Source organism: Allobosea sp. GW821-FHT12C12 (genome assembly GCF_058807355.1).
Window position 1 is genome coordinate 144,339 of sequence record NZ_JBXAQP010000007.1, and the last position, 13,360, is coordinate 157,698.

Consider the following 13,360-nt stretch of genomic DNA (forward strand, 5'->3'; position numbering starts at 1 on the left):
TACCTCCTCTCTCCCCTTCGGCAAAGTATCGGCGGGCCGCGCGGTTCCGCTCGCGATCTTGACTCATCGGTCACGCAGCTCCGGGTCGGCTCGTCGTCGCTACAGGAGACGCCGCTCCGGACCGGCGTCGCGCGAAACACGCATGCGCGTTTGCCCGTGTCGTCAAAAGCGGCGCGTCTGCTATGAAGACCGGCATAGTAAAGATTCAAAATCGGATTATGACAATGAGCCTGGCCGCCGCCGCACCGCAACGGACCCCTGCACCGCCCGCATCGCTTCCCCCTCGGCCAGAGGCCATCCAGGCGCTGACGCGCGCGCTCGCGGCGCGGTTCGGCAACCGGCTCGTCACCAGCCTCGCGGTGCGCCGGCAGCATGGCCACACCCTGACCTGGATCCCGAATCAGCCGCCGGACGCCGTCGTCTTTCCCGATTCGACGGAAGAGGTCGCCGAGATCGTCGGCCTTTGCGCCGAGCATGGCGTGCCGGTCATCGCCTTCGGCGCCGGCACCTCGCTGGAGGGCCATGTCAACGCGCCCTATGGCGGCGTCTGCATCGACATGGCGCAGATGAAGCGGATCGTCGCCGTCAATGCCGAGGACCTCGACTGCGTCGTCCAGCCCGGCCTCACCCGCAAGGAGCTGAACGAGCATCTGCGCGACCAGGGTCTGATGTTCCCGATCGACCCCGGCGCCGACGCCTCGATCGGCGGCATGACGGCGACGCGGGCCTCCGGCACCAACGCCGTGCGCTACGGCACGATGAAGGACAATGTGCTGGCCCTCACGGCGGTGATGGCGGACGGCGCGATCGTCCGGACCTCGACGCGGGCGCGCAAGACCTCGGCCGGCTACGACCTGACCCGGCTGCTCGTCGGCTCGGAGGGAACGCTCGGCGTCATCACCGAGATCACGCTGAAGCTGCACGGCATACCCGAGGCGATCTCGGCCGGGGTCTGCCCGTTCCCCTCGGTGAAGGCGGCTTGCGACGCGACCATCCTGACCATCCAGACCGGGCTGCCGGTGGCCCGCATCGAGCTGCTCGACGACGTGATGATCCGTGGCGTCAACCAGTATTCCAAGCTCGGCCTGCCCGAGACGACCATGCTGTTCGTCGAGTTCCACGGCTCGGACGCCGGCGTGAAGGAGCAGGCCGAGCGCTTCGGCGAGATCGCGCGCGATTGCGGCGGCGGCGCTTTCGACTGGGCGACCAAGGCGGAGGACCGCTCGCGCCTCTGGCAGGCGCGGCACGACGTCTACTGGGCGGCGCGCGCGCTCAGGCCCGGCGCGGAATCGGTCGCGACCGATGTCTGCGTGCCGATCTCGCGGCTCGCCGAATGCGTCGAGGAGACCAAGCGCGACATCGAGGCGAGCGGGCTGATCGCTCCGATCGCCGGCCATGTCGGCGACGGCAATTTCCACACCCAGCCGCTGGTCGATCTCGCCGATCCCGACGAGGTCGGGCGCGCCCAGGCCTTCGTCGACCGGCTGGTGAAGCGGGCGCTCGCGATGGGCGGCACCTGCACCGGCGAGCACGGCGTCGGCCAGAAGAAGATGAAATATCTCGAGCAGGAGCACGGCGCCGAGGCGCTGGCCGTGATGCGCACGCTGAAGCGCGCGCTCGACCCGCAGAACATCCTCAATCCGGGCAAGATCGTCGCCCTGTGACGACCTGACGCCGTCCCGCCCGCGCGCACGGGTCGAAATGTCGTGATGTCGCCGCGACTTGCCGACATAATCCTGTCCGCTCGACCGCGCCGTGATAAGCACGGCGCGACGGAACAGAGGATGTGGCCCTCCGGTGCGTGAGACCCTGACAGTCCTTGCCGGCCTGATGGTGCTGACGCTGCTCGCCGCCCTGATCGGTCCGGGCTTCGTCGACTGGCGGGACTACCGGCCGCAGATCGAGGCGCGGCTGGGCACGGCGCTCGGCGTCCAGACGACGGTCGCGGGCGGCATCGGACTCAGGCTGCTGCCCTCGCCGCGGCTGACCTTGGCCGACGTCCGTATCGGCGCCGCGGGCGATGCGACGAGCTCGGTCTCCGTCGAGAAGCTCGAAGCCGAGCTTGCGCTGGGTCCGCTGGCGCGCGGCGACATCAGGCTGTCGGACGTGCGGGCCGACGGCGCGACTGTGTCGCTCGTGCTCGACGAGGCGGGCGGCGTCCGCCTGCCGGCGCGTATCGGAACAGGCCTGCCGGCGCAGACCAGCCTCGATCGTCTGAGCCTGCGCCGTTCGGCGCTGATCTGGCGCGAACCCGGCAAGGCGGCGGTGACGCTGGCTCCGGTTTCCGCCGAAATGTCGGCGGTCGGGCTGACCGGCCCCTGGCGCGTCGAGGGCGAGGTCGACGGCGCCTCCCTGCGCGTCTCGACCGGAGCGCTGGAGAGCGACGGCCGCCTGCGCGCCAAGGCGACGCTGACCGGCGAGGAGACGCAGATCGGCTTCGACGGCGCGTTTCTGCTCCCGGTGACGACGGACGGCCTCGGGCTTGGGCTCGAAGGCGCGTTCTCGATGTCGCCGGGCGGGGCGCTCGCCTTGTCCGGAAAGGTCAGCGGCGGGCCGCGCCAGCTCGATCTTTCGGGGCTCGTGCTCGACATCGCCGGCGGCGCGGGGCGGCTCGAAGGCGAGGGCCAGTATCTTCCCGGGCGCAATGCCGGCTCGCTGGCGCTGCGGGCGCGCCGGCTCGACGGCGACGCGCTCGGCGTCGCGCTGGCCGAGCGGCCCGGCGCGGTGCGGGCGCTGCTCAACCTGCCGGGTCCGATCGATCTCGGGCTCGATCTCGAACAGCTCGTCTGGCGCGGCGAGGATTTCTCCGCCTTCGGTCTGCGCGGGCGGCTCGACGCCAACGGCCTGAGCGAAGCCTCGGCTTCGGTCAGGATCGCCGGCGCGCTGATCGGCGCGAGCGGTGCGCTCGATGCCGGCGGCGCGGCCGGCCGTCTCAGCCTCAAGGCCGAGGATTCGCGCCGCGTCGCATTGGTGTTGGCCCGCGCAGGCCTCGATCCGGCGCTGGTCGATCCGGTCGCCGGGCTGGGACGGATCGATGCCGACGCGGTCGGGGCCTTCGACGGCAGCCGGCTCGGGATCGAGCGCCTGCTGGTCACCGGCTCGTCCGGGATCAGGCTCGAAGGCTCCGGCGACATCCTGCCCGATCGGGTCTCTGCCAGGCTCGCCGTGCAGGGACTCGACCTCAACACGCTGCCGCCGGGCGAGAGTTTCGCAGGCCTGGCCGGCGCACGCGACCTCTCCCTCGACCTCGCCCTGACCAATGCGCGCTTCCGCGGCGCGCCGCCAGGCAGCGCCAGCCTCGTCGTCCTGCGCGAAGGTGCGAACTGGCGGCTGGACCGGCTGGCGATCGAAGGCTTCGGCGGCGTGTCCGTCTCCGGCGCCGGCGCGCTTCTGAGCGAGGGCGGCGAAATCGCCGGCCGCATCCGCGCGCCACGTTTCGAGGCCTTGGCCGCGCTCGCCGGGCCGTTGCTGCCGGATACCGCGCGGCAGGCCCTGGCGCGAACCAGCGACGGGTTGTCGCGGCTCGATGCGCGCTTCCGGCTGACGCGGGCGACGGGCGGCGAAACCGGCCTCGTCGTCGACGGCGCGGCTCAGGCCGGGCGGCTCGTGCTCGACGGCCGGCTCGATCCCGCCGGGCAATGGCGTGGCGGCTCGCTCAGATTCGACCTGGCCGACCGCCGGCAGGTCTTCGCGGCGCTTGGACTGCCAGTCCCACAGCGCGGCGGACAGGGGCTGCTGACGCTGTCGCGCGAACAGGACCGCCTGACCGCGAGCCTGGCCGGGCCCGGCCTTTCGCTGGCGATCGAGGCCGGGCAGGCTGCCGCCTCGCGATTGATCGTGCAGGCGGAGGGGCCGGGCCAGATCCTGCCCGAAGGCCCGGCGCGGTTCCTGCCGGACGGGCTTTTCGACGCCCATGCCCGGATCGGCTTCGCACCCGATGCGATCTCGCTCGACGATCTCGTCGCCAATCTCGGCGCGACGACGGCGCAGGGCGCACTCATGCTGCCGCGCGAAGGCGCGATATCCGGGCGTCTGGCCCTGCCACAGCTCGATCTGCGCGGACTGATCGCGGGCGCGCTCGGGGCGGCGCCTGCTCCAGCCGGGGCGGTCTGGTCGACGGCGCGCTTCGGCGCGCCGGTCCCGCTCGGCAATCAGGGGCTTTCGCTCGCGATCGAGACGGCCGCTCTCGTCGCGTCGGATGGGGCGCCGCTGCGCGATGCGCGTTTCACGCTGGCGGCGGACGCCGACGGCATCAGGATCGAGGGGCTGAGCGGGGCCTATGGCGGCGGCAGCGTCGCGGGTCGGCTCGGCCTGCGGCGCGAGGGCGGGCTTGCCCAGCTTTCGGGGCAGCTCGACCTTGCGCAGGTCGATCTCGCGGGCCTGACCGGAGGTGCGCTGACCGGGCGCCTGTCCGGCCGCGTCGAGGCCGGCGGCTCGGGCGAGAGCCCGGCGCGGCTTGTGGCGGGGCTCGGTGGAGCAGGCGGCGTGACCCTGACGGGCGCGAGCCTGAGCCGGTTCGATCCGGCGGCCTACGACCGGGTCATCGCCGCCACTGGCGAGGATGCCTCCGAAAGCGAAACCGCTCGTTTGCAAGGACGGCTCGGCGAGGCGCTCGACCGCGCCGCCTGGTCGCTCGGCGACGTCAGCGTGCCCTTCACACTGGCCGGTGGTCTGATGCGGCTGCAGCCGTTTTCGTTCGAGCGCGCCGGCCTGCGCGCCGAAGCGAGCGGCATCGTCGATCTGCGGGCGGCGAGCGCGGATCTGCGGCTCGCCCTGCGGCCGCTGGGCCCGCTGCCCAAGGGCTGGCCGGGCGATGCGCCTCAACTCGGCGTGGCCTGGCGCGGGCCGCTCTCGACGCTCAGGCGCGAGACCGATGTCGGCGCGCTTTCCAACGCGGTTGCGGCCCGTGCGCTGGCGCGCGAGATCGAGCGGGTCGAGGCATTCGAGGCCGATGCGCGCGAGCGGGCGGCCCATTCCCGGCGCCTGCGGGCCGAGCGGGAGACGCGCGAGAACGAACGCAGGCTCGCCGAATTCCTCAAGGCCGAGGAGGAGCGGCGGATCGCCGAGGAGAAGCGCGCGGAAGAGCAGAGGCGGGTCGAGGAGGCGCGCCGGCTGGTCGAGGAGAAGCGGGCCGAGGAAGCCAGGCGCGCGGAGGAGGCGCGCAGGCAGGCTGAGGACAGGCGGGCCGAGGAGGCCAGGCGGGTCGAGGAGGCGCGGCAGGAAGCCGAAATCCGCCGCAGGATCGAGCGGGCCGAAACCGAGGAGCGCGCCCGCGCGGCCCGAGCCTCCGCACCCGTCGATCAGCCTGGCCCGATCATATTGCCCGGCGCGCCGCGCGAGCCCTTCACCAATGCGCCGGCGCAGCCCTCCCAGCCCGGCGCCGTGCTGCAGCCCCTGCCGCCGCCGCTCGAGATCCAGCCCGTGCCGCGACCGCTTTCGCGGACGACGCAGCCAAACTGATTCAACGCGCCGAGACCGCGATTCAGGATCCTGCGGCGCCGATTCAAGCCGCTGTCGGCCTGATTCAATATTGCTGTCCAACCTGCTGGAAACAGAGGACGTTCGTGCTGACGCGGCTCAGCCTTGCCCGGCGAGCCCGCGATAATGCGCCAGAGCGTGAAGCCGGAGCGCCGCGGACAGATTGACCGCGCCGCGGCGCTGGTCGACCTCGCCGACCAGCGCCGCGACCGGGCGTCCTTCGCCGGCGGCGATCTCGCGCAAGGCCTCCCAGAACGGCTCTTCCAGCGAGACGCTGGTGCTGTGGCCGGCGATCACCAGAGAGCGCTTGCGCTCCGTGCTCATGCGTCGATGCTCATGGGGATTCCGGCTTCAGCCGGTGACCGTCGAGATCGCGCGCCGCCTTGTCGCGTTCGGCTTCGGCGAGTTGCCGTTCGGCCTTGGTCCGGCCGAAGGCGATGCGGTTCTGCTGCGCCTGCGCCTCGGCGTCCTGCCTGGCGCGCTGCTTGCGGGCGCGGCGCAGATTGACGATCTCGGTCATCCTTCGCTCCTGGCTCAGCCGGCTCCCAGCATCCGCTCGGGCTTCACAGTGTTGTCGAAGAGATCGGCGTCGACGCCGGCCGACAGGGCCTCCTCGCGCAGCGTCGTGCCGTTGTGATGCGCCGCCTTGGCGATGGCCGCCGCCCGGTCGTAGCCGATGGCGGGCGCCAGCGCCGTGACCAGCATCAGCGAGCGGGAGAGCAGGTCGGTGAGCCGCTCCTCATTGGCGACGATCCCCTCGACGCAATGGACGCGGAAGCTCTCGGCGGCGTCGGTCAGAAGCCGGACCGAGCGCAGGAAGGCCGCCGCGATCACCGGCTTGAAGACGTTCAGCTCGAAATGGCCCTGGCTCGCGGCGAAGCCGATCGTCGCCTGGTTGCCGTGGACCTGCGTCGCGACCATGGTCAGCGCCTCGGCCTGGGTCGGGTTGACCTTGCCGGGCATGATCGAGGAGCCCGGCTCGTTCTCCGGCAGGCTGATCTCGCCCAGCCCCGACCGCGGGCCCGACCCCATCAGCCGGATGTCGCTGGCGATCTTGAACAGGTCGGAGGCCAGCGCGGCGAGCGCGCCATGGCTGCCGGCAAGCGCGCCATGGCTCGCCAAGGCCTCGAACAGGTTTCCGGCCGGGCGGAAGGGCCGGCCGGTCAGCGAGGTCAGTTCCTTGGCGAACATCGCGGAGAATCGGGGATGGGTGTTGAGCCCGGTCCCGACGGCGGTGCCGCCCTGCGCCAGCGCATGAAGCCCGTCGAGCGAGGCCTCGATGCGCACGATGCCAAGCCGGGTCTGCGCTGCGTAGCCCGAGAATTCCTGGCCGAGCGTCACCGGCGTCGCATCCTGGAGATGGGTGCGGCCGATCTTGATCAGATGCCTGAAGCTCTCGGCCTTTCTGGAGAACGCCTGCTCCAGCGCGCGCAGCGACGGCAGCAGCTTCTGCGAGAGTTCCAGCACGGCCGCGATGTGCATCGCGGTCGGAAAGCAGTCGTTCGAGGACTGGCCGCGATTGACGTGGTCGTTGGGATGGACCGGGCTCTTGGCGCCGAGGCCCGCGCCGAGGCGCTCATTGGCGCGGTTCGCCAGCACCTCGTTGACGTTCATGTTGGTCTGGGTGCCCGAGCCCGTCTGCCAGATCACGAGCGGGAAATGGCCGTCGAACCTGCCGGCGAGCGCCTCGTCTGCCGCGCTGCCGATCGCGCCGGCGACACGCTGGTCGATCAGCCCGAGGCGCGCGTTGACATGGGCGGCGGCCTTCTTGACCAGCACGAGCGCATGGATCAGCGGCAGCGGCATCCGCTCCGCCTCGCCGCCGATCCTGAAGTTCTCGAGCGAACGCTGCGTCTGCGCGCCCCAGTAGCGGTCGGCGGGCACGTCGATCGGCCCGAAGGAATCGGTTTCGGTGCGCGTCGTCGTCATGGGCCAGGCCGCTCGGGTTTCTGCGTTCAGGTCTTCTTGCGGAAGGAATCGAGGCTGACGACCTGGGCGCTGCCGCCATCCTCGGCCGCGTCGTCGTCGCTCTTGTGCGGCCCCTTCCTCGGGGCCGCCTCGACCGTGCGGTCCGGGTTCTTCGCCGAGATCGCCGGCACTGGCGCAGGGTTGGTCTTGGCCGGAAGCCTGGCCGGCAGGGCGGCCGGAGCGATCGCCGGCTCGGAGCCCGCGCCGCGCGGCGTCCTGTTGTGCGTCGCGTCCTTGTCAGTGGGCGCCGCCGCCTCGGCTGCTTCCTGCGTTTCGAACTTCAGGCCGAACTGGACCGACGGATCGAAGAAGGTTGTCACCGCGTCGAACGGGATCAGCAGCCGCTCGGGCACGCCGGAAAAGGACAGGCCGACCTCGAAGGCGTGCTCGCTGACGTTCAGATCCCAGAACTGGTGCTGCAGGACGATCGTCATCTCGTCGGGGTGCTTTTCGCGCAGCCGCTGCGAGACGCGCACGCCGGGCGCGGTCGTCCGGAAGGTGATGTAGAAATGGTGCTCGCCCGGCAATCCGTCGCGCCCGGCCTCGGTCAGAATCTTGCGCACGACCCCCTTCAGCGCGTCCTGCACCATGAGATCGTAGCGAAGAATATCCTGTGCCATAGAGCCTTGCGTTCCGTTTCACCCGCCCAAGGCTCCGGCAGGACTTCATGTCCCGATGCCGAAAACCGGGCTCAAAAAAGTGGAGGCTTCTGTTGCCAGGCGCCTCCGGGCCCCGCCTTACGTCGCTAAACGGAAGGACTTAGGTTTGGGAACCAGCACCGCTTACGCGGCGACGGCAACCCGAGCATCGTTGTCGTTGGCAACTATGCGTTAGCCCTGTAACGGCGGAACCATACCGAGCAAAAGAACGACCTTTACACCCTCGTCGATCCTATTTCGCCCCCGCCAAAGCCCTGCTGCCCAAAGGAGGCAGGATGCCCCAAAGCTCGCGCCGCAGGGCTTTGGTGGAGGCGCCGGGTACCGCCCCCGGGTCCGAAAGGCTTATTTCGACGCTCGTTTATCGCCATAGCCGATCTTGCGAACGGCACGGTCAATATAGGGGCTGTGCGCGTCGGGGGAAAGGGACGGTTTTCCCTTTCTCCGGCTCAATTTCATGGGGCTGGTTCGCGGGGTCCGTTCAGGCCGCGCGATGCCGGTCGATCAGGGACGAATGGCGGCCGAGGCCGGGCGGTCGCGCTCCATCTTGATCACGGCGCCGTCGCTGGCCTTCAGGTCGACCTCGATCTTCGCGCCGGCCGCATCCTGGCCCTCGATCTCCCATTTGCCGTCGTCGAGTCGGATCTTCTGGACGCGAACCACGCCGTTCTCGGCGGCGATGCGGCGCGCCTCGTCCATCGAGATCGCGGGCTCGCGCGGCTGGATCGGGGCCTGCGCCGCGGCCTGGACGCCGAGCGCCAGCAGCGCCGCGAACGCCAGAACCGGGCCGATGGTGCGAATTGACATGACGGATCTCCTCGAGCAGCGCCTGATGAAGCCAACAGCGCCGCGCCGGCTTTGTTCCAGGCGTCGGGTGGCCATCAGACTGGCGCGGGACGGTGGATGGCGACGCCCGCGCCGAGCAGCGCGATGCCGAGCATCTCGACCGGGCCAGGCCATTGCCGCAGCACCAGCGCGCCGACCACCGCCGCGACGACCGGCAGCAGGCAGAGCATCAAGGCGAAGGTCGCGCGCGGCAGCCGCGCCATCGCCAGTTGGTCGCAGACATAAGGAATGACCGACGAGAACAGCTCGACGCCGAAGGCGGCGGCGAGCAACGGCGGGTCGCCGAAGGCTGCCGTCGCTTCGCTGAAGCCGACCGGCTGGGCCGCAGCCTCGAATCCCGCTAGAAGCTAACGCTATGCGCCAGTATCACGACCTGCTCCAACGCGTGCTGACCGACGGCGTCCGCAAGGACGACCGCACGGGAACGGGCACGCTCGCCGTCTTCGGCCACCAGATGCGCTTCGACCTCGGGGAGGGCTTCCCGCTGGTCACGACCAAGAAGCTGCATCGGAAATCGATCATCCACGAGCTGATCTGGTTCCTGCGCGGCGACACCAATGTGCGCTACCTGCGGGAGAACGGCGTCACGATCTGGGACGAATGGGCCGACGCGGATGGCGATCTCGGCCCGGTCTATGGCCGGCAATGGCGTTCCTGGCCGGCGCCCGACGGTTCCACGATCGACCAGATCGCCTGGCTCGTGAACGAGATCAGGCGCAATCCGGATTCGCGCCGGCTGATCGTCTCGGCCTGGAACCCGGCCGATATCCCGAAGATGGCGCTGGCCCCGTGCCACTGCCTGTTCCAGTTCTTCGTGGCGGATGGAAAACTGTCCTGCCAGCTCTACCAGCGCTCGGCCGACGTCTTCCTCGGCGTGCCCTTCAACGTCGCGAGCTATGCGCTGCTGACCCATATGGTGGCGCAGGTGACGGGCCTTGGCGTCGGCGATTTCGTGCATTCCTTCGGCGACACGCATCTCTATGTGAACCATCTCGACCAGGCGAGGCTGCAGCTATCCCGCGAGCCGCGCCCGCTGCCGACGCTGAGGCTGAACCCGGCCGTGAAGCGGCTGGAGGATTTCTGCTTCGACGACGTGACGATCGAGGGCTACGAGCCCCATGCCGCGATCAAAGCCCCGATCGCGGTATGAGCCTGACGATCCGTCCCGCGCGGCCAGACGAGCCCGGCCTCGTCCTCGACTTCATCCGCGAGCTCGCGGTCTATGAGAGGCTTCCCGACGCGGTCGTCGCGACCGAGGCCGAGGTCGCGGCTTCGCTGTTCGCGGATCATCCGCGCGTCTTCTGCGACATCGCCGAATGGGACCGCGAGCCGGTCGGTTTCGCGGTCTGGTTCTACACCTATTCGACCTTCTCCGGCCGTCACGGCATCTGGCTGGAGGATCTGTTCGTGCGCGAGGCCGCGCGCGAACGTGGCATCGGCAAGGCGCTGATGGCCGGCCTCGCCCGGCGCTGCCTCGACGAGGGGCTGACGCGGCTCGCCTGGTGGGTGCTGAACTGGAACGAGCCCTCGCGCGCGTTCTACCGCTCGCTCGGCGCCAGGGCGCAGGACGAATGGACGGTGAAGCGGCTCGATGGTGACGCGCTGACGCGATTGGCGTGGCATTCGTCTGCGCGAGGCGCTTGAGGCCATGGCCGATCTGCCCATCGTCATCGTCGCCGCTATCGCCGACAACCGCGTCATCGGCGACGACAACAAGCTGATCTGGCGGCTGAAGACCGATCTCCGGCATTTTCGCGGGCTGACGCTCGGCCGTCCCATCCTGATGGGCCGCAAGACCTTCCTGTCGATCGGCAAGCCGCTGCCGGGTCGCGAGACCGTCGTGCTGACGCGCGATCCGGGTTTTGCCGTCGCGGGCGTCCATGTCGCGGCGTCGCTGGAAGACGCTCTCTCGCTCGGGCAGAGGCGCGGCGCGAAGCTCGGCGCCGATTCCGTCGTGGTGGCCGGCGGCGCAGAGGTCTATGCGCATGCGCTGCCGCTGGCCGAGCGGCTTGAGCTGACCTTCGTCCATGCCGAGCCGGCGGGCGATGCCCTGTTTCCCGAATGGGACAGGACCGCGTTCGAGACCGTCTCCCGCGAAAGCCATCCGCGCAGCGCCGACGACGATCACCCCTTCACCTTCGCGACGTTTCGCCGCCGTGCTCCGGGCTGAGTTCCCCTCGACGATGAAGAGGTTGCGCCGTTGACGAATCCGTGGCCCATGCCCAAGTCAGCGCCACGCGCATGCAAGGGCGCTGACAAACGGCCGCCTTTCGCCTATGGCTCGGCAGGTCAGAGATAAGGGGACGGCGCAAGTAATGCCTTGGAGCAACCAGAGCGGCGGTGGCAACAACGGGGGTGGACCCTGGGGCCAGCGCGGGGGAAGTGGCGGCGGCGGCCCGTGGGGCGGCGGCTCTGGCGGCGGCAGCGGCGGTGGCGGTGGTTCTCCACCCGATCTGGAAGAAATCCTCCGGCGCAGCCAGGACCGGCTGAAGAACCTGATGCCGGGCGGCAGCCTCGGCGGCCGCGGGCTGATCTTCGGCGCGCTGATCATGATCGTGATCTGGCTCCTGACCGGCTGGTATATCGTCCGCCCGAACGAGGTCGGCCTCAATCTCCGCTTCGGCAAGTTCATCGGCAAGACCGGCGAGGGCCTGAACTACAACTGGCCCTATCCGATCGGCAGCGTGATCAAGCCGCAGGTCACCAACATCATCACCACCGAGGTCGGCTTCCGCACCGTCGAATCCGTGCGCGCCTCGCGCCAGAGCGACGTGACGGAAGAGAGCCTGATGCTGACCGGCGACGAGAACATCGTCGACATCGACGTGATCGTGCAATGGCAGGTCGATCCGGCCCAGCCCGAGAACTACGTCTTCAACATCCAGGATCCGCCGGGCACCGTGAAGGCCGTGGCCGAAAGCGCGATGCGCGAGATCATCGGCCGGCGCAACATCCAGCCCGTGCTGACGACCGATCGCGCCGCGATCGAGGCCGAGGTGCGCCAGCTCATGCAGGACACGCTCAACACCTACAATGCCGGCGTCCAGATCCGCCTCGTCCAGCTTCAGAAGGTCGATCCGCCGCAGCAGGTGATCGACGCCTTCCGCGACGTCCAGGCGGCCCGCGCCGACCAGGAGCGCCTGCGCAACGAGGCGCAGACCTACGCCAACCGCGTCGTGCCTGAGGCGCGCGGCCGCGCCGCGCAGCTCGTGCAGGGGGCAGAGGCCTACAAGGACCAGACCGTCGCCGAGGCGCTCGGCCAGGCCAGCCGATTCAACGCCGTCTATGCGCAATACAAGAACGCGCCGGCCGTGACCCGCGAGCGTCTCTTCCTGGAGACGATGGAACGGGTGATGGGGGGGACCGACAAGATCATCCTCGACCAGAACAGCAATGGCGGCCAGGGCGTTGTGCCTTATCTGCCCCTGAACGAACTCCAGCAACAGCGCCGCCCGGCCCCGGGCGCGCAGCAGGGGGGAGCGATCCGATGAACGGCTCGATCATCCGCATCGGCCTGCTCGCCGTCCTCGCGATCGCGGCCGTGGTCTTCTACGCCATGACCTTCGTGGTGCAGCAGACCCAGTCCGCCCTCGTCCTGCGCTTCGGCGCGGTTCGCAGCGTCGTCACCGAGCCCGGCCTGTATTTCAAGCTGCCGGCGCCGTTCGAGCAGGTCACCCTGCTCGACAACCGCATCCTCGACCTCGACCTGCCGGCCCAGGAAATCATCGCCTCGGACCAGAAGCGTCTCGTGGTCGACGCGTTCACGCGCTACCGCATCTCCGATCCGCTGCGCTTCTATCAGGCGGTCAACAACATCCCCCGCGCCAACTCGCAGCTCGCCTCGATCGTCAACGGCAATGTCCGCAGCGTGCTGGCCGAGGCGAGCTTCACCGCGATGGTCCGCACCGACCGCTCGCGGCTGATGAACCGCATCCGCGACGACGTGAACCGCGAAGCGGCCCGTTTCGGAATGACGGTGGTCGACGTGCGTCTGCGCCGGGTCGATCTGCCGGCCGCCAACTCGCAGGCCGTGTTCCAGCGCATGCAGACCGAGCGCCAGCGCGAGGCGGCGGAAGCGCGCGCGCTCGGCGGCCAGCAGGCCCAGGAGATCCGGGCGCGGGCGGAACGCGATTCGACCGTGATCGTCGCCGAGGCGCAGCGCCGCTCCGACGAGATCCGCGGCGAGGGCGAAGGCGAGCGCAACCGCGTCTTCGCCGAGGCCTTCGGCAAGGATCCGGAGTTCTTCTCGTTCTACCGCTCGATGCAGGCCTACGAGGCCAGCATCAAATCGGGCGATACGCGAATGGTGCTGTCGCCGGATTCACCGTTCTTCCGCTTCTTCAACGGGCCCAACGCGCAGCGGCCGGCGACGTCGCCGGCGGGCGCGGCGGCTCCGGCGCAACCCTGATGAA

General features: G+C 69.7%; 13 protein-coding genes and 1 other RNA gene. 7 read left to right on the forward strand and 7 right to left on the reverse strand.

The genetic code is table 11. The features are described 5' to 3' along the window. The first annotated feature begins 224 nt into the window (after nucleotides 1-224). Both AC1RRW_RS12280 and AC1RRW_RS12285 read left to right on the forward strand, forming a co-directional pair. Nucleotides 225-1,664 (forward strand): FAD-binding oxidoreductase, encoded by a 1,440-nt coding sequence (locus AC1RRW_RS12280; protein WP_492901048.1) that lies wholly within the window; start codon nucleotides 225-227, stop codon nucleotides 1,662-1,664. 133 nt (nucleotides 1,665-1,797) lie between these two features. Beyond that, nucleotides 1,798-5,460 (forward strand): AsmA family protein, encoded by a 3,663-nt coding sequence (locus AC1RRW_RS12285; RefSeq protein ID WP_492901049.1) that lies wholly within the window; start codon nucleotides 1,798-1,800, stop codon nucleotides 5,458-5,460. A 117-nt stretch (nucleotides 5,461-5,577) separates the two neighbouring features. Here AC1RRW_RS12285 and AC1RRW_RS12290 read toward each other — a convergent pair whose 3' ends face one another. From AC1RRW_RS12290 to AC1RRW_RS12320, 7 genes are all read right to left on the reverse strand, one after another. Then, nucleotides 5,578-5,802 carry a ribbon-helix-helix domain-containing protein gene (locus AC1RRW_RS12290; protein WP_492901050.1) on the reverse strand — a complete coding sequence of 75 codons (225 nt, stop codon included), beginning with the start codon at nucleotides 5,800-5,802 and terminating at the stop codon, nucleotides 5,578-5,580. A gap of 10 nt (nucleotides 5,803-5,812) precedes the next feature. Beyond that, complete coding sequence (locus AC1RRW_RS12295; RefSeq protein ID WP_492901051.1) at nucleotides 5,813-5,998, reverse strand: DUF4169 family protein; 186 nt, start codon at nucleotides 5,996-5,998, stop codon at nucleotides 5,813-5,815. 14 nt (nucleotides 5,999-6,012) lie between these two features. Beyond that, complete coding sequence (fumC, locus tag AC1RRW_RS12300; RefSeq protein WP_492901052.1) at nucleotides 6,013-7,407, reverse strand: class II fumarate hydratase; 1,395 nt, start codon at nucleotides 7,405-7,407, stop codon at nucleotides 6,013-6,015. A gap of 26 nt (nucleotides 7,408-7,433) precedes the next feature. Then, nucleotides 7,434-8,066, reverse strand: coding sequence for an SspB family protein (locus AC1RRW_RS12305; RefSeq protein WP_492901053.1), 633 nt, complete (start codon nucleotides 8,064-8,066; stop codon nucleotides 7,434-7,436). A gap of 78 nt (nucleotides 8,067-8,144) precedes the next feature. Beyond that, nucleotides 8,145-8,531, reverse strand: a transfer-messenger RNA (tmRNA) gene (gene ssrA / locus AC1RRW_RS12310). 75 nt (nucleotides 8,532-8,606) lie between these two features. Then, nucleotides 8,607-8,909 carry a PepSY domain-containing protein gene (locus tag AC1RRW_RS12315; RefSeq protein ID WP_492901054.1) on the reverse strand — a complete coding sequence of 101 codons (303 nt, stop codon included), beginning with the start codon at nucleotides 8,907-8,909 and terminating at the stop codon, nucleotides 8,607-8,609. Between the two features lie 74 nt (nucleotides 8,910-8,983). After that, a complete protein-coding gene (locus AC1RRW_RS12320; RefSeq protein ID WP_492901055.1) occupies nucleotides 8,984-9,220 on the reverse strand; it encodes an EamA family transporter in 237 nt (78 codons plus the stop codon). A gap of 83 nt (nucleotides 9,221-9,303) precedes the next feature. Here AC1RRW_RS12320 and AC1RRW_RS12325 point away from each other — a divergent pair, with 83 nt between their 5' ends. The 5 genes from AC1RRW_RS12325 to hflC all read left to right on the forward strand — a co-directional run bounded on the left by AC1RRW_RS12325 (nucleotide 9,304) and on the right by hflC (nucleotide 13,356). Further along, entirely contained in the window at nucleotides 9,304-10,098 is a 795-nt protein-coding gene (locus AC1RRW_RS12325; protein WP_492901056.1) for a thymidylate synthase, read from the forward strand. Continuing rightward, the gene (locus tag AC1RRW_RS12330; protein WP_492901057.1) at nucleotides 10,095-10,592 is read left to right on the forward strand and encodes a GNAT family N-acetyltransferase; all 498 of its coding nucleotides are present in this window, start codon (nucleotides 10,095-10,097) and stop codon (nucleotides 10,590-10,592) included. Before AC1RRW_RS12325 ends, AC1RRW_RS12330 begins: the two co-directional genes overlap by 4 nt. Nucleotides 10,593-10,596: 4 nt before the next feature. After that, nucleotides 10,597-11,118 (forward strand): dihydrofolate reductase, encoded by a 522-nt coding sequence (locus AC1RRW_RS12335; RefSeq protein WP_492901058.1) that lies wholly within the window; start codon nucleotides 10,597-10,599, stop codon nucleotides 11,116-11,118. Nucleotides 11,119-11,263: 145 nt separating this feature from the next. Continuing rightward, a complete protein-coding gene (gene hflK, locus AC1RRW_RS12340; protein WP_492901059.1) occupies nucleotides 11,264-12,439 on the forward strand; it encodes an FtsH protease activity modulator HflK in 1,176 nt (391 codons plus the stop codon). Then, nucleotides 12,436-13,356: a protease modulator HflC gene (hflC, locus tag AC1RRW_RS12345; protein ID WP_492901060.1), complete on the forward strand. Its 921-nt coding sequence runs from the start codon at nucleotides 12,436-12,438 to the stop codon at nucleotides 13,354-13,356. The genes hflK and hflC overlap by 4 nt, the downstream gene beginning before the upstream one ends. The last annotated feature ends 4 nt before the right edge of the window (nucleotides 13,357-13,360 follow it).